This window comes from Antarcticibacterium flavum, assembly GCF_006159205.1.
Lineage (GTDB): Bacteria > Bacteroidota > Bacteroidia > Flavobacteriales > Flavobacteriaceae > Gillisia > Gillisia flava.
This window is the reverse complement of record NZ_CP040812.1, coordinates 1,409,521-1,429,725: the sequence shown is the minus strand read 5'-3', so window position 1 is coordinate 1,429,725 and position 20,205 is coordinate 1,409,521. Positions and strand designations below refer to the sequence as shown.

At 41.4% G+C, this 20,205-nt stretch carries 21 protein-coding genes and 1 pseudogene; 5 read left to right on the top strand and 17 right to left on the bottom strand.

What is annotated here, in order from left to right; genetic code table 11:
• The first annotated feature begins 126 nt into the window (after positions 1-126).
• On the top strand, positions 127-489 hold the full coding sequence (locus tag FHG64_RS05970) for an SRPBCC family protein (RefSeq protein ID WP_139065569.1): 363 nt from the start codon (positions 127-129) through the stop codon (positions 487-489).
• 324 nt (positions 490-813) lie between these two features.
• Here the strand turns inward: FHG64_RS05970 and FHG64_RS05965 are convergent, their stop codons facing one another.
• The 7 genes from FHG64_RS05965 to FHG64_RS05935 form a co-directional block, all read right to left on the bottom strand.
• Positions 814-1,794, bottom strand: a complete 981-nt coding sequence (locus FHG64_RS05965) for a YpdA family putative bacillithiol disulfide reductase (RefSeq protein WP_139065568.1) — start codon at positions 1,792-1,794, stop codon at positions 814-816.
• Positions 1,781-2,443: a ribulose-phosphate 3-epimerase gene (rpe, locus tag FHG64_RS05960; RefSeq protein ID WP_139065567.1), complete on the bottom strand. Its 663-nt coding sequence runs from the start codon at positions 2,441-2,443 to the stop codon at positions 1,781-1,783. The genes FHG64_RS05965 and rpe overlap by 14 nt, the downstream gene beginning before the upstream one ends.
• A 42-nt stretch (positions 2,444-2,485) precedes the next feature.
• Positions 2,486-2,896, bottom strand: a complete 411-nt coding sequence (locus tag FHG64_RS05955) for a BLUF domain-containing protein (RefSeq protein ID WP_139065566.1) — start codon at positions 2,894-2,896, stop codon at positions 2,486-2,488.
• 15 nt (positions 2,897-2,911) lie between these two features.
• A complete protein-coding gene (locus tag FHG64_RS05950) occupies positions 2,912-4,348 on the bottom strand; it encodes a phytoene desaturase family protein (protein WP_139065565.1) in 1,437 nt (478 codons plus the stop codon).
• Positions 4,348-5,217 (bottom strand): SDR family oxidoreductase, encoded by an 870-nt coding sequence (locus tag FHG64_RS05945; RefSeq protein ID WP_139065564.1) that lies wholly within the window; start codon positions 5,215-5,217, stop codon positions 4,348-4,350. Before FHG64_RS05945 ends, FHG64_RS05950 begins: the two co-directional genes overlap by 1 nt.
• Before the next feature lie 128 nt (positions 5,218-5,345).
• Positions 5,346-5,756, bottom strand: a complete 411-nt coding sequence (locus tag FHG64_RS05940; RefSeq protein WP_139065563.1) for a BLUF domain-containing protein — start codon at positions 5,754-5,756, stop codon at positions 5,346-5,348.
• A gap of 173 nt (positions 5,757-5,929) precedes the next feature.
• Complete coding sequence (locus tag FHG64_RS05935) at positions 5,930-6,793, bottom strand: sigma-70 family RNA polymerase sigma factor (protein WP_029035204.1); 864 nt, start codon at positions 6,791-6,793, stop codon at positions 5,930-5,932.
• A 319-nt stretch (positions 6,794-7,112) separates the two neighbouring features.
• Between FHG64_RS05935 and FHG64_RS05930 the strand changes: the two genes are divergently transcribed.
• Complete coding sequence (locus tag FHG64_RS05930) at positions 7,113-7,880, top strand: XRE family transcriptional regulator (RefSeq protein WP_139065562.1); 768 nt, start codon at positions 7,113-7,115, stop codon at positions 7,878-7,880.
• A 55-nt stretch (positions 7,881-7,935) separates the two neighbouring features.
• Here the strand turns inward: FHG64_RS05930 and FHG64_RS19145 are convergent, their stop codons facing one another.
• The 4 genes and pseudogenes from FHG64_RS19145 to FHG64_RS05915 all read right to left on the bottom strand — a co-directional run bounded on the left by FHG64_RS19145 (position 7,936) and on the right by FHG64_RS05915 (position 9,979).
• Complete coding sequence (locus FHG64_RS19145) at positions 7,936-8,079, bottom strand: hypothetical protein (protein WP_168191322.1); 144 nt, start codon at positions 8,077-8,079, stop codon at positions 7,936-7,938.
• A gap of 80 nt (positions 8,080-8,159) precedes the next feature.
• Entirely contained in the window at positions 8,160-8,384 is a 225-nt protein-coding gene (locus tag FHG64_RS05925; RefSeq protein ID WP_139065561.1) for a hypothetical protein, read from the bottom strand.
• A 72-nt stretch (positions 8,385-8,456) separates the two neighbouring features.
• Entirely contained in the window at positions 8,457-8,690 is a 234-nt protein-coding gene (locus FHG64_RS05920; RefSeq protein ID WP_139065560.1) for a hypothetical protein, read from the bottom strand.
• Between the two features lie 117 nt (positions 8,691-8,807).
• Positions 8,808-9,979 (bottom strand): annotated as a pseudogene (locus FHG64_RS05915) (3-deoxy-D-manno-octulosonic acid transferase).
• A gap of 173 nt (positions 9,980-10,152) precedes the next feature.
• Between FHG64_RS05915 and FHG64_RS05910 the strand changes: the two are divergent.
• Complete coding sequence (locus tag FHG64_RS05910; protein ID WP_139065559.1) at positions 10,153-11,286, top strand: DegT/DnrJ/EryC1/StrS family aminotransferase; 1,134 nt, start codon at positions 10,153-10,155, stop codon at positions 11,284-11,286.
• A 12-nt stretch (positions 11,287-11,298) separates the two neighbouring features.
• Positions 11,299-12,579, top strand: a complete 1,281-nt coding sequence (locus FHG64_RS05905) for a metal-dependent hydrolase family protein (RefSeq protein WP_139065558.1) — start codon at positions 11,299-11,301, stop codon at positions 12,577-12,579.
• A gap of 69 nt (positions 12,580-12,648) precedes the next feature.
• Here the strand turns inward: FHG64_RS05905 and FHG64_RS05900 are convergent, their stop codons facing one another.
• The 6 genes from FHG64_RS05900 to FHG64_RS05875 all read right to left on the bottom strand — a co-directional run bounded on the left by FHG64_RS05900 (position 12,649) and on the right by FHG64_RS05875 (position 18,504).
• Entirely contained in the window at positions 12,649-15,015 is a 2,367-nt protein-coding gene (locus FHG64_RS05900) for a hypothetical protein (RefSeq protein ID WP_139065557.1), read from the bottom strand.
• A gap of 131 nt (positions 15,016-15,146) precedes the next feature.
• Positions 15,147-16,028 (bottom strand): ACP S-malonyltransferase, encoded by an 882-nt coding sequence (gene fabD, locus FHG64_RS05895; protein ID WP_139065556.1) that lies wholly within the window; start codon positions 16,026-16,028, stop codon positions 15,147-15,149.
• Positions 16,029-16,117: 89 nt separating this feature from the next.
• On the bottom strand, positions 16,118-16,618 hold the full coding sequence (locus tag FHG64_RS05890) for a pyridoxamine 5'-phosphate oxidase family protein (protein WP_139065555.1): 501 nt from the start codon (positions 16,616-16,618) through the stop codon (positions 16,118-16,120).
• A gap of 95 nt (positions 16,619-16,713) precedes the next feature.
• The gene (locus tag FHG64_RS05885) at positions 16,714-17,598 is read right to left on the bottom strand and encodes a fructosamine kinase family protein (RefSeq protein WP_246054309.1); all 885 of its coding nucleotides are present in this window, start codon (positions 17,596-17,598) and stop codon (positions 16,714-16,716) included.
• The gene (locus FHG64_RS05880; RefSeq protein ID WP_139065554.1) at positions 17,564-18,046 is read right to left on the bottom strand and encodes a dihydrofolate reductase; all 483 of its coding nucleotides are present in this window, start codon (positions 18,044-18,046) and stop codon (positions 17,564-17,566) included. The genes FHG64_RS05885 and FHG64_RS05880 overlap by 35 nt, the downstream gene beginning before the upstream one ends.
• Before the next feature lie 11 nt (positions 18,047-18,057).
• Positions 18,058-18,504, bottom strand: coding sequence for a 2TM domain-containing protein (locus FHG64_RS05875; protein WP_139065553.1), 447 nt, complete (start codon positions 18,502-18,504; stop codon positions 18,058-18,060).
• 63 nt (positions 18,505-18,567) lie between these two features.
• Here FHG64_RS05875 and FHG64_RS05870 point away from each other — a divergent pair, with 63 nt between their 5' ends.
• Positions 18,568-19,650, top strand: a complete 1,083-nt coding sequence (locus tag FHG64_RS05870) for an aminotransferase class V-fold PLP-dependent enzyme (protein ID WP_139065552.1) — start codon at positions 18,568-18,570, stop codon at positions 19,648-19,650.
• Positions 19,651-20,205: the final 555 nt, after the last annotated feature.

The window sequence follows — 20,205 nt, the reverse complement described above, 5'->3', positions numbered from 1 at the left end:
AATTTTTGTCAAGATACTATTTGTTTGGAATTCATTAGGTTATTACGTTAAACATGCCATAAAAAAAATTGAAAAAGACATTCTTCCCCTAAATTTATCCCCACAAACAAACAGAACTTTTTAATTATGACAACCTACTATAAACAAGCAGAAATTAAAGCTTCAATGAAGAGGCTTGTTGACCATTACCTGGAAGATTGTAAGAAATGTCACGTTCTTTCTGAAGATTTTATTGCGCTAATTAAGCATAACTTTTTGGCATCTTATGTAAGTTATAACAAGAAAACCCAAACCATTGAAGTGGGAATCGAGGAGGATGGTAAGGATGATGATTTTTATCCAAATATCAAGGTTTATAAATATCCTTTGAACTCCAATAAGAAGTGGCTGGAAAGATCTTTCAGAAATGAAAAAAATGACCTTGCCTTTTATGGGAGGTTACTAAACAGGACAAAGACTACAGAAGAGGCGGAGATTGTCGTTTTGTAGTACAATAAACAGGAGCAGATGTAAAAAGCTGCTCTTTAGAGGAATGGGTCTTAGTTTTAGAATTAAGGCCCATTCTTATTTTTTAAAAATTCGGAAATATTGTTCAGGCTTGTGCAGTCAGGATCTAATTCATTTCCCTGCGGCTTTTTTTACAAATTAAGTATCAATCCCACCCGGTGGTTAACTTTGGAACTAAAAATTTTAAGCAGTTCTAAATTCTTTCAGCAGAAGTTGAAGCGATTAATTTCCAGACCCGGAAATTTAAATTCCCGGTTCTGGATTCTGGAAGGCGCTATCCAGAATCTTTACTTACAACTTTGATTATTATTTCGAAACTATATCCCCTACGATCATCCTAGCATGAACCCGGGAATTCTCAATAAACCATTTATGGGTTTCCATTCCGCCACAAATCACGCCGGCAAGGTAGATCCCGGGTACATTGGATTCCATCGTGTCTTTATTGTAAGCAGGGATCCTTCTTCCATCATTGGAAAGCTCAATACCCAGCTTCTGTAAAAATTTAAAATTAGGCCTGTATCCCGTAAGCAGGAGTACAAAATCATTTTCAAGGGTTTCTTCCCCGGCTGCTGTTTCAATGATCACTTCCTTCTCCCTTACCTCTTTAAGGCGTGCATTGAATAATCCTTTAATACTACCTTCTTCTATCCTGTTAATAATATCTGGCCGTACCCAGTATTTTACCCTTTCGCCAATTTCGGGGCTTCTTACTATCATTGTTACATCCCCGCCTTTCCTGTAGATCTCCAGTGCCGCGTCTACTGCTGAATTGCTGGCACCTACCACCACGACTTTTTGTGTGGCATAGAAATGAGGGTCATTATAATAATGGGCTACTTTTGGGAGGTCTTCCCCGGGTATATCCAGGTAATTTGGTATATCATAAAAGCCTGTAGCTACAATGACGTTCCTGGCATTATAAGTGTCTTTTTCAGTTTCCACCTGGTGGGTTTCCCCTTCAGATGTTTTTACTGAAAGTACTTTTTCAAAAAGGCGAATATTCAGCTTATTTGAAGTAGCAATTCTCCTGTAGTATTCCAGGGCTTCAGCTTTCCGGGGCTTTGGATTATTGCTTATGAAAGGGATATTGTCCAATTCCAGCTTCTCTGAAGTAGAGAAGAAAGTCATATTGGTAGGGTAGTGGTAGAGGGAATTAACCAGGCAACCTTTTTCCAGTATGAGGTAGGAAAGATTGTTTTTTTCGGCTTCCAAACCACAGGCAATCCCAATAGGGCCGCCTCCAATTATTATAATGTCGTATTCTTTTTTCTTAGCTGTTTGCAAGTTTTTTTAGTCCTTTAATGGTTTCGAGTTGATCCTTGGCTTTGAACACATAGCTTCCCGCAACAAGAACATCTGCACCGGCTTCCACCAGTTTTGCAGCATTTTTATCTGTCACCCCGCCGTCTATTTCAATAAGAGTGGCGGCACCGCTGCCGGCAATGATCTCCTTCAATTGCCTCACTTTGCTATAAGTATTCTCGATAAAGCTTTGACCCCCAAAACCGGGGTTAACGCTCATAATACAAACTAAGTCGATATCATTGATCACATCTTTCAAAAGATCAACATTTGTATGAGGGTTTAATGCTACTCCCGCCTTCATACCTTCAGCCTTAATAGCCTGTAGGGTACGGTGAAGATGCGTGCAGGCTTCATAATGTACAGTAAGTATGTTTGCCCCCAGACTTGCAAATTCCTTAATATATCTGTCTGGATCAACGATCATTAGGTGGACGTCAATTGTTTTTTGAGCATGTTTATTGATGGCCTGCAAAACCGGCATTCCAAAAGATATGTTGGGAACAAATACCCCATCCATAATATCTATATGAAACCAGTCTGCTTCACTTTGGTTGATCATTTCAACATCACGCTGTAAGTTGGCAAAATCGGCAGCCAGGACCGAGGGGGCAATTAATTTGGTTATCATAGAATTTCTTTTGATTTGCCCTGCAAAAGTAGTAAGAATAAACTAATTGGAAGTCTCTATAAAGACCTCCAGCATTCTTTTTGCGACCTCTTTGGTCTTAGGATCCATTCCCTCCAGGGGTTCCAGGTATTCCTGAAAGGTTTTTGAGTCATATTTATTCTCATCAGTTACGATATCTGTCACAAATCCGTCAAACGCAGTGGTTTCCATCTCCTTACCTACAATTTGAATGATATTGGTATGTCGCCTGTCACTTTTTATTTCAGAAAATAATTCCAGGATATATTGTTTTTCCCCCTCCATAACGTGAAAAAAATTCCCGTCTGAATATAAGAGGATTCCCTTAACATCATTTTTGTTGTTGCTTTCCTCGATCTTTTTAAGCAGGGAACTTACTTTCTCCTTATCCAGTTTAGCAGTGGCCGTGCTTACGTAGCAAATGGTATATCTCATAATAATTCATTAGTGTTAAACCTTAATATCTTTAAAGTGGTCCTGTACCACCTTTTTCGCTGCATTAAAGCCGCACATTCCATGTACCCCTCCACCTGGAGGAGTGGAAGAGGAACAAATATAGGCACGGGGGTCTGGGGTAGAGTAGGGGGATAGGGATACTATTGGCCTTGTGAATAGTTGCGTTATATCCTGCCGGCCACCGTTTATATCCCCTCCCACAAGATTGGGGTTCCATTGCTGCAGCTGTACCGTATTCATTGTGGATCTTGCTAGTATGGTCTCTTTAAATCCAGGAGCTGCACGTTCTATTTGGTCTTCAATGATCTTGGTATAATCCTTTATACTACCATTGGGGACGTGACAGTAGGCCCAGGCAGTATATTTTCCATCTGGCGCACGGGAATTATCGAAATTGCTGTGCTGTGCTACCAGGACATAAGGGGTATCTGTCATATTCTTCTTATGGATGAAGGCTTCAGAATCTTCAATCTCTTTTTGGGAGAATCCAAGGTGTACGGTTCCTGCCAGTTTGCATTTATCATTGGTGAATGGTATGGGTTCATTTAAGGCCCAGTCAATTTTAAAAACCCCTGCGCCATAATTGTAGTTGCTCATCCTGGAGCGGTATAATCCGGGAAAGTCGAGTCCTTTAATATTTAGCAACTGCTTTGGGGTCAAATCAAACATATAGGCTTCTGCCTGTGGCAATTCTTCCAGGTGCGTTATATTTCTTTCCAGGACCAATGTGCCGCCAAGAGATTTATAATATTCCAGCAGGGCATTGGTAAAATTTTGCGCACCACCCTTTGGAAATGGCCAGCCGTACCGGTGGGCCATCGTTGTAAGCACTAAACCAAATGAAGCCGAAGCAATATTGGTAAGTGGCAGGGTAGAGTGGGCAGCAGAGCCATAAAAGAAAACCTTGGTTTTTTCCTCTTTAAAATAGTGGTTCACCAACATCCTCGCAGATGGGATTGCCTTTAGCCCAAATTTTAAAAAATCTATAGGATGGGCAGGTATACCCAGCGGACCCAGTAGATCATTTTCCAGCTTGTTCCAGTTTTCTACCAGGGGTGTAAATAGGTCCCGGTAAGCATTCTCATCCCGGCCAAGCTGCGCGGCCGTTTTATCTATATCCTGGTAAGCTGCGTGTGCAGACCCATCGGCAAAAGGATGTGCGTAGGGGATATCTGGAAAGATCCATTCCAGCCCGTAGTTAGCCAGTGGAAGGTTTCTGAAAAACGGGGATGCATATCCCATTGGCAGTATGGCCGATCCCACATCGTGTTTAAATCCCGGAAGGCTAAGTTCCTCTGTCCTGGTTGCCCCACCCGGGGTGGACGCCTGCTCAAAGATTGCGGTTTTTATTCCTTTTTGCTGAAGGTATATTGCTGCTGAAATTCCATTGGAACCGCTTCCGGTTATTATTACATCAAAATTTTCTGGCATTATGGTAAATCATTTAGGTCCAGTGTCTCCAGGTATTCCCTGAAGCTTATTGATCCATTGCTCTCACCTATCATATCGTTTGTGGTGATATAGGTAAAATAATCCAGCTTGTCATGAGTTCCTTCACTAAAGATCTTTGGAAGTTCTGCTCCCATCTCAGCAATGGTTTTTGGTACTTTTATAATTTGTCCTCCAATCTTATCCCTTATCATCTCTGCCATTTCCAGGCGGGTATGAATATTTGGCCCTCCTACTTCTATTATCTCCGGCCCGTCTTCCAGGTAAGATACCACAACTTTTGCAAGATCGGCATGGTGAATGCTGTTGGTTTTTGCCTTTCCATCGCCTACGATGGGTATAACCTTACGCTTGGCCATAATGGCAAGGTCGTTAAGCCCGGAGTAAAATCCTACCGGCCTTATAATAGTATATTCAATACCAGAGGCTCTTAATTCATTTTCAAATAACTTATGCGCTTTTGCTATGCTGTAATCCTCCTCAACATCGGCTCCCTTAATCGAGACATAAATAAATCGCTTTACCCCATTCTGCAATGCATCATCGAGTATAGCTTTATTTGCTAGAAAATCACTTTCAAAAAAGGATTCTTCACTTGGTGAAAAAAGGCTTACGCTTTTTCCAAGGGCAGAAATTACAGTGCCTACACCTTCGGTGATCCCATTAATTTCCGGAGCTTCACCGGCGTTTCCTTTCCATATGTCTTTTGTGAAGGGGCTTAGTTTTGAGGCTCCCTCACTGGAGCGGGTCAGTACCCTTACCTGCCTCTCGTCCCGGGTTAGGATCTTTACTATTTCGGTGCCTAGCGCCCCTGAAGCTCCTGCAACCAATATTTTTTCTGATTTTTCCATAGGTGTCTCTTATGTTTCTTCTTTTTAAGAAATTTAAAAAGAATTAGAGAGGAAACTGCAGAATTACGGTTGATTAACACAAATTTAGAGGCCCCTGTGAATATTAACAGAAAAATCCAGCAGGCCTTCTATTTTATTCCTTCAGAAAAATTCTTCAGAATATACTTTACAGAGGTTTGAATGCCGGGATTTAATTTATCTATTTGGGCGAGGTAGGTAGTAAGGTCGTTTTCCCTGTACCGGGAATCTACTGAAATAAAATCGGCTTTATATCCTGTGAATCTCTCTTCAACGATATCTTTGGAAAAGATCTTTATGATGTCATAATGCCGGGCATCATTTTTAATTCGTTTAAAAAGCTCCTCTACAAGTTGTTTCTCCCCTTCGAGAACCTGGAAAAAATTTCCTTCAGAATATAAAAGTATACCGGTAATATGATGATCCATATTCCAGTTGCGGCTGTAGTCCAGAATTTTTTGAATTTCCTCTTCCCCGAGATTGGAAGAAGCGGTACTTACATAGCTTATGGCGTATTTCATGATTAGAGGAAAAAATAGAAACGCCTAAAATAAAGATTTTTTAAGAAATGTTGAAGTTATATAAAAAGAAAAACCCCGGTCATCACTCCGGGGTTCATTCATCAATCAAAAAACGAACAGTTATTTCACGCGGCGGTCATCACTCCGCCACTTAACTGTTGTCATCTTCAGCATTATCCCAGGTAAGTCTTTAAGATCTTACTTCTGGATGTATGTTTTAATCTTCTAATAGCTTTTTCCTTGATTTGGCGAACTCTCTCTCTGGTAAGGTCGAAAGTTTCTCCAATTTCTTCTAACGTCATAGGATGTTGATCGCCTAATCCAAAGTATAAACGAATAACATCGGCCTCACGAGGCGTTAAGGTTTCCAGGGCTCTTTCGATCTCTGTCCTTAAAGATTCGTGTAGTAATTCCCTGTCTGGATTTGGTGATTCCCCACTTCGCAGAACGTCATAAAGGTTTGAATCCTCACCCTCTACAAGAGGTGCATCCATAGATACGTGACGGCCGGAATTTTTCATGGATTCCTTTACGTCATTAATTGTCATATCCAGTTCCTTCGCGATTTCCTCGGCACTTGGAGGACGTTCGTGAGATTGTTCAAGAAAAGCAAAAGTCTTGTTGATCTTGTTAATAGAGCCAATTTTGTTAAGCGGTAATCTTACGATCCTTGACTGCTCTGCCAGGGCTTGAAGAATAGACTGGCGAATCCACCATACCGCATACGATATGAATTTAAATCCACGGGTTTCATCAAAACGCTTTGCTGCTTTTATAAGCCCTAAGTTACCTTCATTAATAAGGTCGGGGAGGGTAAGCCCCTGGTTTTGATATTGTTTTGCTACAGATACCACAAAACGTAAATTTGCTTTGGTCAATTTTTCCAAAGCACGGTCATCACCCGCCTTAATTCGTTGTGCCAACTCTACCTCTTCATCGGCAGTAATCAGGTCAACTTTTCCAATTTCTTGCAAATACTTATCCAGCGAAGCAGTTTCACGGTTTGTTACCTGCTTCGTAATCTTAAGTTGTCTCATCTATCTTCTCCTTGGATTTTTAATGTGAATAGCTCTTGTATTAATTGTACGTGAATAGTAGCTGAAATGTTACAAAACTTACAATAAATTTAATAATTTCAATTTTATCCACTCATTTTCAGCAAGTTGATGATTAGTTTCTAACCTTCAACGATCCCTCCCTGCAAACTGTTTTTAAAATCTTCTCCTTTGCCTGTTTTTTACATACGGTGCAAAAGCTTTGCCATAGTTAACTGAAATACAGTTATTTATAAATTTACATTATGGAAAAATTCCAATTAATATGTTGGATATATTCCGCTTTTAAGTATATTTGGGTATGGGAACAGACGTATCACTTGAGGTTAAGCGGTTTAAAGAAATTCGCGATGACCATAATTTCACGCAGGCAGAATTTGCGTCCCTGCTTGGAATAAAAAAATCCACGGCCGATATTGAACGTGGCAGGACCAAATTATCGGGGAAAATTGTGGCAGAATTACTCAGGCAATTTGGGGTGAACCCCCTCTGGTTGTTTGGGGACAGTAGCCAGAAGTATCTCCCTGTTAATAAGGGTGATGTGAGCCCCAGGGTGGTCACCGTGAACAGTGGTGAGAATGAGAATATTGTCCTGGTAAATCAAAAGGCCGCAGCGGGGTATCCACATAACGTGCAGGATGTGGAATGGTACCAGCAACTCCCGGCATTTGATATACCCCTGCCAGAATTCAGGAATGCCACATACCGGGGCTTCCAGGTGGAAGGGGACAGTATGATGCCAAACCTTAGCCCGGGGGAATGGGTACTTGGAAAGGCAGTGCCCAGCTTAACCGAAGTGAGCACCAACAGGATATATGTGGTGGTGCTTTATGACTCTGTACTTGTTAAGAAGATGCAAAAGCTTGAGGATCCTTATAAATTATTATTGATCTCCATTAACGAGGAATATCCTCCTGTAGAAGTCCTGGTAAGCGATATACAGGAACTTTGGCAGGTAAACAGTAAACTCACCTTTAGTCTTGATGCTACCTCAGAAAATGGATTGTTGAAACAACTACAGCAATCTATGGAAGAACTCAAGAGTGAATTCAAAACTTTTAAGCACTAAAAAAGCCCATTCTGGGTTAAAGAATGGGCTTTTCCGGTTTTAGTTGGTTGGATGGTTAGTCCAGTTCATCTGTGGCGTCGTCTATAGCGTCACCAACATCATCTGCAGCTCTTTCAACGCTTGAGCGGTCATCCCTGCAGGATGTAAACACTACACTTGTAGAAAATGTAAGTGCGAGTAATAAAAGAAGCTTTTTCATAATTTAAAGTTTAGTTGTTATAACCGGTAAAAATGGAACCTGCAGGTGGTTAACAACAGGTTCCAATATCTTAAGGACGTTTAATAATCGTCACTTCTTACTTCTCTTTCAACCTCATTGGCCCCTTCCTCGATAGATCTTCCCACATCATCGGCGGCATCTTCAAGGTCATCCCCAACATCATCCAGGTCATCCATATCGTCTGTTACCTCTACATCGCTTCCCCTGTTGGTTGTTTCCCTACAGGAGGTAAAGAATGAACTAAATGTAAAAGCAGCTGCTAATATTAAAATTGATTTCTTCATAATTTAGATTTTAAAGTTATTGGTTATCAAATTTATTAAGGTATGTGCCTGCATCTATATTTAGGTATAAACCTAATTATCGTCTCCTATACGATCTATTTCCTCATCAATTTCCTTATTTACCTTTTGGTCTACTTTCTCTCCTGTTCTCTCAAGGATCCCTTTTCGTTCCTCGGTCTCTACAGGTTCTGTCCTTTCAACTTCAACTTCTCTTACTACAGTCTCCCTGTCATTTGCATCCCTGCAGGAAAGAATACTTCCGGCAGAGAGTAAGGCAAGGGCCGTAAATAAAATAGCACGTTTCATACTCATCATTATTTATGATTTCTATGAGTCGAAATTACTATTTAATTAATTCCAGAAATCACCCTTTTGGAATACTTTAATATAAATTAAATTAAAATTTAAGGTTTAGCCGAAAAATTAAGAACTTTTAACGTAATTTTCTTTAATGAAGGATGTAATAATTGCCGTCGCCCCTTTGCCAGAAGATATAAAATGACCTGCTATCATTCCTGTCTTTTCCCGGAAATCCTTTTGCTGAAGGAGCTTTTCCATAACCTCACTTAGTTCCTCTTTTGTGGCTGCACTGTAAAGTCCTGCCAGTTTTTGCAGTTGTTGGGCCTCAGGAAACCGGTCGAAATTCTTACCTATGACAATGGGGACTCCAAAAGTGGCCGGTTCCAGGATATTATGAAGTCCGGTTTTTCCCGCTGCGCCACCTACATAAGCAACATCGGCATAACTATACAATTTTCCAAGCATCCCAATATTATCAATGATCAACAGGCGTTTTTCTTTAAGGATTGTACTGTTGGCTTCAGATAATAGCATGGCACCACTAAATCTCTCTTTTAACTTTCTGTTTTTTTCAGGTTTGATCTCGTGGGGTGCTATGATAATCTTCACCTCTTCCCCACAGGAATTTATAAAGTCCCCCAGGAGGTCCTCATCCTCTGGCCAGGTACTTCCCGCTACGATGCATTGTTTACCATTGATAAAAACCGGGGCAAAGTCCAGCGTATTATCCATCTCCAGTTGCCCGGCTACCCGGTCAAAACGAGTGTCCCCACTTACTGTTGCGTTGGTGAAACCTATGGATCCCAGCAGTCCTTTTGATTCCTCGTTTTGAACAAAGAAGTGATCAAAACTTTTGAGGGATTTCCTCATCCATTCCCCATAAGGCTTAAAAAAGATCTGTGACCTATGGAAACCGCCGGAGACCAATATGGCTGGTATCTCCCTTTTTGAAGCTCGTAAAGATAATTTGGCCAGAAGTCGTATTTCACAAAAATCACATGCGAGGGATTCACAAGGTCCAGGAATTTTCGTGCGTTTCCCGGCGTATCAAGTGGCAGGTAAACTGTGACATCTGCAATAGAAGCATTCTTCTTATTCTCATAACCTGAAGGTGAAAAGAAACTCACCAGGATCTTGTGAGCAGGAAAAAGCTCCTTTACAACCTTCATTATGGGGAGCCCCTGTTCAAATTCGCCAAGAGAAGCTACGTGAAACCAGATCACCTTCTCTCCCGGCTGTATATTGTTCTTTAAAATAGAAAAGCTTTCTTTCCTGCCCCTCACAAATAACTTCATTTTCTCACTGAAGATCCCGCTTAATGGAAGTGCTGCCTGTACGAATTGTGAAGCTATATTGTAGATTTTTTGCAAGACTAAAGGTTTAAAATGCTAAAATACCTCTTTCCTGAAAATAGCATTGGTGATGGGGGTGATATTTTGTATTTTCGTGGGACTTCAAAAGTATATAAATGAAAAAGATCCAAATGGTTGACCTTCAGGGTCAATATGAGCAAATAAAGGATAAAATAAACACTTCGCTTCAGGAGATCATGGAAACTTCAGCCTTTATCAATGGGCCCGAAGTTCAAAAATTTCAGAAGGAACTGGAAGAATATCTGGATGTAAAACACGTAATTCCCTGTGCCAATGGTACAGATGCCCTGCAAATTGCAATGATGGGATTGGGGCTGCAACCCGGGGATGAGGTTATCACAGCAGATTTCACCTTTGCGGCTACTGTTGAGGTGATTGCCCTCCTGCAACTTACCCCGGTGCTGGTAGATGTGGAGCCCGATACCTTCAATATTGATCCTGAAGCTATAAAAAGAGCAATAACCCCTAAAACCAAAGCTATCGTTCCTGTTCACCTTTTTGGCCAAACCGCCAATATGGATGCAATCATGGAAATAGCCAAAGAGCATAACCTTTACGTTATCGAGGATAATGCCCAAGCCATTGGGGCCGAGTTCCATTCCCGGGAAGCAAAGACCTATAAAACAGGAACTATAGGAGATGTGGCTTCTACCTCTTTCTTTCCTTCTAAAAACCTTGGGTGTTTTGGAGATGGAGGTGCTATATTTACCAATAATGATGACCTTGCCCATATCATTAGGGGCATAGTTAACCATGGGATGTATGAGAGGTACCACCATGATGTGGTAGGGGTCAATTCCAGGTTGGATAGCTTCCAGGCGGCGGTGCTACGGGCAAAGCTTCCCAATCTCGATCTTTATAACGAAGCCAGAAAAGAGGCGGCCCTTAAATATGATGAGGCATTCGCAGGGCAGGAACATATAGTGATCCCGTTGCGTAAGGGAGAATGTGATACCCATGTTTATCACCAGTATACCCTGAAGATCACCAATGGTAGGAGAGATGAGCTGGTAAAGCATATGAATGAAAAAGGTATCCCCTGTGGGATCTATTACCCCATCCCACTTCACAGCCAGAAGGCTTACAAAGATGAGAGGTATAAAGAGGAGAATTTCCCTGTCACCAATCAACTGGTGAAAGAGGTGATCTCCCTGCCTATGCATACCGAACTTACAGATGATCAAATTGCACTTATAAGCAAAACCGTTATTGACTTTATAAATTCCTAATTTTTATTTTTTATGAAATCCCTCCTTATTTCCGTTTGCGGCATTTTCCTGTTCTCTGCTGCTGCCGCACAGGACATTTATATTCATGCCGGTAAGCTGGTAGATACAAAAAACGGAAAGGTCCTGGCGGAAAAGACCATTGTCATATCTAATAAGAGGATCAAAAGTGTTGAGAACGGGTATATACAACCTAGAAATTCTGCTGACAGTCTTATCGATCTGAAGAACATGACAGTACTTCCAGGGCTTACAGATATGCACGTACACCTTGAAAGTGAGACCAATCCAAATAAATATCTTGAGCGGTACACCAATGAACCGGCAGATGATGCTTTTAATTCGGTTGGATTTGCCAAAACAACCCTTATGGCAGGATTTACCAGTGTAAGGGAACTTGGTGGCAGCGGGGTGAATATTTCTCTGCGCAATGCCATCAATAAAGGAAAAGTACCAGGCCCACGTATTTTTACAGCAGGAAAATCCATTGCTACTACCGGCGGACATGCCGATCCTACCAGTGGGATGAGGAAAAGCCTTATGGGTAATCCCGGCCCTGCAGATGGGGTGGTGAACGGCCCCGATGAAGCAAGGAAGGCCGTAAGACAACAGTATAAGAACGGGGCAGATCTTATTAAGATCACTGCTACCGGGGGTGTGTTAAGTGTGGCAAAAAGCAGTTCCAATCCACAATTTACCATAGAGGAAATTCAAATGATCACCCAAACTGCGGCCGATTATGGTTTTCATGTTGCCGCTCACGCCCATGGCGATGAGGGAATGCAAAGGGCTATTAAAGGCGGTGTGAAAACAATTGAGCACGGGACACTAATGAGCGAGGAAACTATGGACCTTATGAAAAAGCATAATACGTACCTGGTTCCCACCATTACCGCCGGAAAGGAAGTAACAGAAAAATCTGAAATTGAAAATTACTATCCCGAGCTGGTTGTTCCCAAAGCCAGGGAAATAGGACCTAAGATCCAGGATATGTTTGGCAGGGCTTATAAAAGAGGGGTGCCAATAGCGTTTGGAACAGATGCAGGGGTATTCGAACACGGTAAAAATGCGAAGGAGTTTGGTTTTATGGTGGAAGCCGGTATGCCTGCTATGGAAGCCATACAAAGTGCCACTATCACCCCTGCGATTATTTTAAATATGGAGACTGAAAGCGGACAAATAGCAAAAGGTTTCTTTGCAGATATTATTGCAGTTCAGGAAGATCCTACCCAAAACATTAAAACAATGGAAGAGGTGGTATTCGTAATGAAAGAGGGGAAGGTTTATAAGAACTAGTATAATCTAAACATAAAAAGAAATCCTGATCGAAGCAGATCAGGATTTCTTTTTATGCTTAAGACCTCTTTACATTGTCTTTACCATCAACTCTTCCGATATTAGGTAACCTTCAGAATTTATTCCTTCAATAATTATCTTTACCTCTGGCTGTAGAGTGTTTAAGATCTTGAATTGTGCCTTACCTTCAGCATCCAAACTTAGATTTGAGATCCAGTCAATAGTTCCAAATTCCTCATAAGCCTGGGAGGTATAAGAGGAATACCGGGGGGTGTAAAACTCCCTGTCTTTGCTAAATCCATTATCGGCAATTATTGATAACATCGTATCTGAATACTGCGTCGTGCCGGCTCCTCTTTTGGTTACGACCTTAATAACCCCGTTTCCACCCTGCATACCATAGCCTTCTCCTCTTTTATTTATAACAATTGATTCCACCTGTGAAGTCTGCAGGTCAATTAACATCTCGGCTCCATTTACCATAGGAGCTCCATTGAATATAATCAACGGGCTTTGATTGCCATTCAAACTGAATGGAATATTATTGATAATCTCTACACTGGTGGGGGTTCTTATAACTCTAAACCCCTTTTTTGCAATAAGATCTGTAACATAAAAATACCGGCTTGCTATATCATCTGTGATAGCAACTTCTTCCTGAAAGGTGTTACTTTCATTTCGAAATTTTTGACTATCCTTTTTTATACCTATAAGAGAAATAGTATCCAGTGATACATCACTACTTATCAAGTCAATCCTGTCTCTATTGGTATATGTCTCCTCTACCGGAAAAGTTTTTGACATCTTTGAAGCAGCCAGGGGTTGTTGCCTGGTTTTTACCGGACTAATTCTAAATGATACCCTGGGTTTGGTTATTTTATCATTCCTCTCGTTTACCAGGCCAATTGCCAGTGCGGTACTATCTTCAATATAAAGATTATCCACCCGGAAGGTGTCGTCCTCATTGATCTCAACAAATTCCAAAAGACCGGAATCCTCAGACCGAACAAAAAGGCTGGTGTGTTTTTTTGCATTTCGCCCGGTAATAGTTCCTTCTATGCTAAATCCGGTTTCAGAAGCGTAGATTTCCTGAGCAGGTTTGGAAAAGATCTTGTTCCAGTTGTACTTGCTCCAGCCCTGGGTGAGTAATAATAGATCCAGATCGTACATCTTTCTTTGGTCCTCTCCCGGGGAAAAATAATAAGTAGCGTGATCAATACTTCCTTCTATATAAGGCTTTAGGTAAAAAGCAGAAACAATTGAATGATTTGCATTGTACGCCAGGGTTTTCGCTGGTAGCACCGAAATGCTCATCGAATTGTTGTTCAATGGCCTGGAAGCCGTGAGTTCCACGCTAAGAGAATCCCCACGCCTGGCAGTATTCTTAGCTGCTACAGGTAGATGTTTTAGATCACGGGAATTAAAAATAAGACGCTCCAGGACCGGTTCAAGGGCTTCATTAAAAACAGTGATAGTATTAACCCCTGTAAAAAGAGAATCTTTTTCCACCCGAATATTAGCTTCCAGTTTATTTTCAGGGAACTGGAAGGCGACATCTTTGATTGCCCCATCCTTATGGATTGCCAGAAAAAATTTCTTGTCATCCAGCGACTGCCTGGTTTCCTCATTGGTTTTAAGGGAGAAAATATAGAAATCCTTACGTTCATAGCTTGTTAAGGCGATCCCGCTCATTTGCGCCTGGGGAACTTTCTTCGAAATTTGCTCGCCATTTCCAGTGGTCAAAACCACTTTGTAAGCTTCATTCTCACGGGGTGTCAAATTAAATCTTGCCATTCCAAAATCGTTGGAATCAAATGAGGTTATTTCCACGCCGGCAGAATTTAATACCTTTGCTTCTGTAAAAGAAGTTCCCCTGCCTTTATCGTTGATAAGCTTAACACCTACAGAGCTTAATACTCCTGTGACCAAATGTCCACCTTCTGGCAATAACTGTAGGTCAAAACTTTCCTTTGCTCTTTCCCGTGGCTCACCTTCTGCATAAATTGTAAAAGATTGAAGATATGAGAGATCCTCCTCGAAATTGCGCATATAATTGGTGGAGGCTCTTAAATAATAGGTGCCGGGTGCAAAAGTATTTGGATCAAGATCAAAATAGAGGGAACCTTTACCACCAGAAACCAGGATAGTTTTGGAATCCAGGAATTTACCATCTTCTGAAAATATATCTATGTTTAAATTGGCTGTTTCCTTATTTGGGAGGTGAAGCTTTGGATTATAGACATAGGCAGAGATCCACAGATTCTCCTTGGGTAATACCGTAGTTTTATTGAGATGTAAAAAAACTACCTCCCTGTCAAGTTTAAAATATTCAGTGTATTTTTCTTCGAGTTTCTTAATGTTCTGTGGAGCCTGACCAAAAATTACAGCAGGGGACAGCATTAAAATAAACAGGTAAACAAAAGTAAAGTTCTTCATGTATAGGAGGATTAAGAAGGTAGTAGGGGTCCCTTTTGATTATTAATTATTCAAAATGTTAGCAAAAACAATACCTTCTTTGCAAATTCAATGAATTTTTTTGCAAAACAATTGAATTTACCTGCAGAATTTTAAACTTCAGCTGAACTTACCTCTGCATTCCGGTCAATTTTCTTTACCAGTCCCTGCAATACCTTCCCGGGACCAACTTCTGTAAAATGAGTAGCCCCATCTGCAATCATATTTTGTACACTTTGGGTCCATTTCACCGGGGCTGTTAACTGGAAAATAAGATTCTTCTTGATCTCTTCGGGATCTGTAACTGCAAAGGTGGTCACGTTTTGATACACTGGACAAATAGGCGTTTTAAAAGTGGTATTTTCAATGGCTGCTGCCAGTTCCTTTCTTGCAGGTTCCATTAAGGGAGAATGGAAAGCACCGCCTACTGGGAGGATCATAGCTCTTTTAGCTCCTCGTTCTTTAAGTTTTTCACATGCGGTCTCTACTGCCTCAACGCTACCAGAGATCACAAGTTGGCCGGGACAGTTATAATTGGCTGCCACCACAACGCCATCCACCTCTGCACAAACTGCTTCTACTATAGAGTCTTCAAGGCCCAGCACTGCTGCCATTGTTGAGGGTTGCAATTCGCAGGCATGTTGCATGGCAAGTGCCCTTTTGTAAACTAGTTTTAATCCCGACTCAAAATCAAGGGTTTGATTGGCGACAAGTGCAGAAATTTCCCCAAGGGAGTGTCCTGCAACCATGTCTGGCTTAAAGGAATCACCAAGCACCTTGCTAAGTATAACCGAATGTAAAAACACTGCAGGCTGTGTAACCTTTGTTTGCTTAAGATCCTCTGCAGTACCATTAAACATGATGTCTGTGATAGGAAATTCCAGGATCTCATTGGCCCTTTCAAAAAGCTGTCGGGCTTGCGGGTATTTTTCAAATAGATCGAGTCCCATTCCTGTAAACTGCGCTCCCTGTCCGGGAAAAATATATGCTTTCATAGTAGAAATTTGATTTGGCTAAAATAGAAATAAAAAAAAAGACCTCATAACATGTATATGCTATGAGGTCTGTTGGTGAGATTTCGCAGTTAAAACTTTAATTTTCCTTTTTCACCAATATCTGCTTTATCGCCTGTTATTGCTGAAATCCCCATTTTGAACAGGCTCACGTATTTATTGTCTTTGGTATCCCAGAAATAAGCTTCCTTAGGTACTACTTTTATTGCTGTAAGATTTGGATCATCTACTCCTGTGAACCAGGCATCATCCTTTTTATTATATAATTCTTCGAGTACCGCTTTGTCTGTAGAAATGGTCGCATCTCCATAAATGCTTATAAACTCCATGTCACCGGGAGCGCTGTAAAGCAACTGTACCTTTGGGTTTTTCACAATGTTGGAATTGTGGTCACTGTTCAAGCCACTTAAAAACCAAATGTCCCCGTGCTCATCTACTTTTTTGGTGGTCATTGGAACCGCACTTATGGGTTGTGTATCAAGGTCGGTTAGAAGCATCGTAAATTTGATATCATCTACCAAACTTGTCATTTTTTCCAGCGCCTCTTTACTCGTCAAATTTTCCGTACTCATAGTTATATATTTTTGCTACAAGTTACCAAGCAGTGAAAAGCATGTGAGTTAATAAATTCCTAAAAGAAAACGATTTAGGGTTAAGATTTGTAAAATTACGAGTACCTGTTCAGGATAGAAGAGACCTGTGATCTATAACCACTGCCAAAGATGTTGAGGTGTACCAGCAGGTAGTAAAGTTGCCACAGCGGGATCCTTTCTTCCAGGCCGGCTTCTGTAGGAAAATGTTCCTCGTATGTTTCAAAGATCTCTTTGTCAAAACCTCCAAATAGCTTCATCATCCCCAGGTCCATTTCACGGGGAGCATAGGAAACGGCAGGATCAATAAGACAGGGTTCTCCCCGGTTGCCTACCATATAATTTCCGCTCCACAAATCGCCGTGTACCAGGGCAGGTGGTTCCTGGGGGATTAATGCCTCACAGTTTTTGTATAATGCTGAAGGATCTCCCAGGTCGTTCCCCTTATCCTTTGCCATTTTAATTTGAGGCTCCAGCCGCTGGGTAATGTAAAATTCTGCCGCTGTTGTGCAGGAGGTGTTGCACTGCGGAAGGCTGCCTATATAATTGTTTGACTTAAACCCGAAATCCTTTGCCGTGGTCTTATGAAGGGCTGCAAGTTGTTGTCCAAATTTCCTGCTGAAATCTATAGGCGGTTTGGCTGAATTTATATATTCCATTAAAATATATGATGCGCCGCTTTCTTCGCCAACCTTTTTTACTTCCGGGACCTTTATCACACCTGCCGCTGAAAGTTCTTCCAGGCCTTCTTTTTCGGCCTCGAACATCCCGGGGAATCTAGAGGCGTCATTTAATTTTATAATAAACTTATCTTTTGCTGTTTCAAGAAGGTAAACCTCGTTGATATCTCCACCTCCCAAAGGCCGGCAGGATTTTACCTCCAGCTGGTTACCGGCAGCGATCTTTTGAATAATATTTGCGTTATCGTTATTTCCTCTCATAGGTGAGGTACGTAAAAGCATACTTATGCTTTTCATCCTTCTCATGAAATTCCTCCCTCACCAGCTTCCATTTATTTTCATCGATCTCAGGAAAAAATGTGTCGGCTTCAAATTTGCCATGCACCCTGGTGAGTTCTATCCTATCTGCCACATCCATCGCCATCTCATAGATCTCCCCGCCGCCAATAATAAATGGCTGGGGATCTTCATTGCTTAGTTCCACCGCTCTTTCCAGGGAATGCACCACTACGATGCCCGGCTTTTTATAGTCATCGCGCCTGGTGATCACAACATGGGTCCTGTCTGGCAGCGGCTGTGGGAAAGACTCAAAAGTTTTCCTTCCCATTAAGATATGGTGGCCGGAGGTTAGTTTCTTAAATCTCCTGAAATCATCTGGTAGATGCCATACAAGATCATTGTCTTTTCCAAGGGCGTTATTCTCTGCGGCGGCAGCTATTATTGTAAGCATATTTTATGTGTTTAGTGGATGGTCGGGATTCCTGGGCTGGGGGGTTCTTCCCTGGCAGGGGCAGGATCGGGGTTTTTTGTAGGTGCGGGATGGTCTTTCTTAACCTTTCTGTCCAACTCCTCAATACGTTCCCGTTGTTTTCTTACCAGGTTTTCCATTTGTTTCTGCTCCCATTCCTTACCCATAAAACTACTGGTTACAAATACATTGATAAGGTGAATGAGAAAGAAGAAGGTCCATATTAAAATAGCCCATACAAACCAGTTGTAACCCAACGGGGTAAATTCCTCCTTATATCCAATTACAACGTTCACCACTATAAGTAATACTGCGCCAACAAGGAAAACTACAAAATGCTGGAATAATCTCTTTTTCTGTAGAGTCCTGCGCCGGGCATTCTCATAAAGTTCACGTTGTTCAGAATCTAGTTTGGAGGGGTTTTTCTTTTTAGAAAACATAATAAGAAGTACTTTAGTATCTACTCAAATTTAAAGATTTTTTACTCCAATGTTAAAATGCTTATGAAGAATTTAAGAAAACCTTTCCCTGTACTCCAGCAATATGTCTATTTAAATACTGCAGCCTCGGGGCTGCTTTCAGAAAAGGTATTTGATTTCAGGCAGGAGCACGATCTGGATTTCCTGGTTTCAGCAAGCATTTTAAAGGAAAAACAAGGCAAACTCCTTGCAGGAGTGAGAGAAACAGTGGGTAATTTCTTTAATTGTGCTGCTAACCGGGTGGCTTTGGTGCCCAATTTTTCTTACGGCTTTAATACCCTTCTGGAGGGTATAGAAAAAGGTAAAAAGGTCTTACTTCTGGATGAGGATTATCCCTCCATCAACTGGGCTGTAACATCCAGGGATTTTGAAGTAAATTATGCTGTTATAGATGAAAACCTGGAAGAGCATATTGAAACTGCTTTTAAGGCAAATACCCCAGATGTTTTTGCTTTTAGTTTAGTACAGTATATAAGCGGAATCAAATTGCCAATCTCCTTTCTTTCAAAACTGAAGCAACTTTATCCCGAAACACTTTTTGTTGCAGATGGTACCCAGTTTTGCGGTACAGAGATATTTGACTTCGATGCTTCCGGCCTGGATGTGGTTATCACAAGCACCTATAAATGGCTAAATGCGGGATATGGAAATGCTTTTATACTTTTTAGTGAATCTGCCCCCAATAAGATCGCCCCAAAAACCTCCGGATTCAATTCCCTGCAGGGGAAATATAAGGCACAGGAAGGAAATTTCCTTGGCAAGTTCGAGCCGGGCCACCAGGATACCCTAAACTACGGAAGCTTAAAAGTGGCCCTACAGCTGCTTAAGGATGTTGGGATGAAGGTGGTGGAAGAACGTGTGAAAAACCTCGCCGGGGAAGCAAAGGAAGAATTCACGAAAATGAACCTGTTGGAAGATAGAGTTGTCAAAAGGAAAATTCATTCTTCTATCTTCAATCTACAAGGAGATGATAAGCTCTTCAACCAATTAAGAAGCAATGACATTATTTGCTCCCAAAGAGGGGAGGGGATACGGGTAAGTTTTCATTACTTCAACACAGAGGAGGAACTGGAGGAGCTGTTGAGGGTGTTGAAAGGGAGCGTCTAAAATCTGGAGTCTGGAGTTTGTTACTGGAATCGAGAGACAAGAACCAGGAACCAAGAGAAGAGATTAGAGATAAGAGAAAAAACAGCAGCCGTTGAGATGCAATGTTTCGTGGTTTTTGAACCGACAACCGTCAACATTTTTTAATCTACCACTTCCATTTTTTACACGTCCCGACTATCCTCTTTCCACTTTCCTTCTTTCCACTTTTTTCAGCCTACAACCGACAACTTTTTTTCAACCTACAACCTACAACCTACAACCTACAACCTACAACCTACAACCTACAACCTACAACTTTTTTTTCAACCTACAACCTACACCTTTTACAACATTCTACCTTTTTCCACGTCCCAACTATCCTCTTTCCACTTTCCTTCATTCCACTTTTTTCAGCCTACAACCGACAAATTTCGGGTGGGGGCAAGCCCAACCCCTACAGCATAACACGCGTTGACTATCCGCTCTCCACTCTCCACTTTCCACTCTCCACTTTTTTACAACCTACAACTTCCAACTTACAACTTACAACCTTTTCAACCGACAACAGACAACAGA

Bases quoted from the DNA above. Each gene is read 5' to 3' on its own strand.
- FHG64_RS05890 (WP_139065555.1), bottom strand. From the start codon at position 16,618: ATGAGTACGGAAAATTTGACGAGTAAAGAGGCGCTGGAAAAAATGACA.
- FHG64_RS05870 (WP_139065552.1), top strand. From the start codon at position 18,568: ATGAAGAATTTAAGAAAACCTTTCCCTGTACTCCAGCAATATGTCTAT.
- FHG64_RS05930 (WP_139065562.1), top strand. From the start codon at position 7,113: ATGGGAACAGACGTATCACTTGAGGTTAAGCGGTTTAAAGAAATTCGC.
- FHG64_RS05940 (WP_139065563.1), bottom strand. From the start codon at position 5,756: ATGAAATACGCCATAAGCTATGTAAGTACCGCTTCTTCCAATCTCGGG.
- FHG64_RS05920 (WP_139065560.1), bottom strand. From the start codon at position 8,690: ATGAAACGTGCTATTTTATTTACGGCCCTTGCCTTACTCTCTGCCGGA.
- FHG64_RS05875 (WP_139065553.1), bottom strand. From the start codon at position 18,504: ATGTTTTCTAAAAAGAAAAACCCCTCCAAACTAGATTCTGAACAACGT.
- fabD (WP_139065556.1), bottom strand. From the start codon at position 16,028: ATGAAAGCATATATTTTTCCCGGACAGGGAGCGCAGTTTACAGGAATG.
- FHG64_RS05880 (WP_139065554.1), bottom strand. From the start codon at position 18,046: ATGCTTACAATAATAGCTGCCGCCGCAGAGAATAACGCCCTTGGAAAA.
- FHG64_RS05955 (WP_139065566.1), bottom strand. From the start codon at position 2,896: ATGAGATATACCATTTGCTACGTAAGCACGGCCACTGCTAAACTGGAT.
- rpe (WP_139065567.1), bottom strand. From the start codon at position 2,443: ATGATAACCAAATTAATTGCCCCCTCGGTCCTGGCTGCCGATTTTGCC.
- FHG64_RS05925 (WP_139065561.1), bottom strand. From the start codon at position 8,384: ATGAAGAAATCAATTTTAATATTAGCAGCTGCTTTTACATTTAGTTCA.
- FHG64_RS05950 (WP_139065565.1), bottom strand. From the start codon at position 4,348: ATGCCAGAAAATTTTGATGTAATAATAACCGGAAGCGGTTCCAATGGA.
- FHG64_RS05935 (WP_029035204.1), bottom strand. From the start codon at position 6,793: ATGAGACAACTTAAGATTACGAAGCAGGTAACAAACCGTGAAACTGCT.
- FHG64_RS05900 (WP_139065557.1), bottom strand. From the start codon at position 15,015: ATGAAGAACTTTACTTTTGTTTACCTGTTTATTTTAATGCTGTCCCCT.
- FHG64_RS05945 (WP_139065564.1), bottom strand. From the start codon at position 5,217: ATGGAAAAATCAGAAAAAATATTGGTTGCAGGAGCTTCAGGGGCGCTA.
- FHG64_RS19145 (WP_168191322.1), bottom strand. From the start codon at position 8,079: ATGAAAAAGCTTCTTTTATTACTCGCACTTACATTTTCTACAAGTGTA.
- FHG64_RS05910 (WP_139065559.1), top strand. From the start codon at position 10,153: ATGAAAAAGATCCAAATGGTTGACCTTCAGGGTCAATATGAGCAAATA.
- FHG64_RS05885 (WP_246054309.1), bottom strand. From the start codon at position 17,598: ATGCTTTTACGTACCTCACCTATGAGAGGAAATAACGATAACGCAAAT.
- FHG64_RS05970 (WP_139065569.1), top strand. From the start codon at position 127: ATGACAACCTACTATAAACAAGCAGAAATTAAAGCTTCAATGAAGAGG.
- FHG64_RS05905 (WP_139065558.1), top strand. From the start codon at position 11,299: ATGAAATCCCTCCTTATTTCCGTTTGCGGCATTTTCCTGTTCTCTGCT.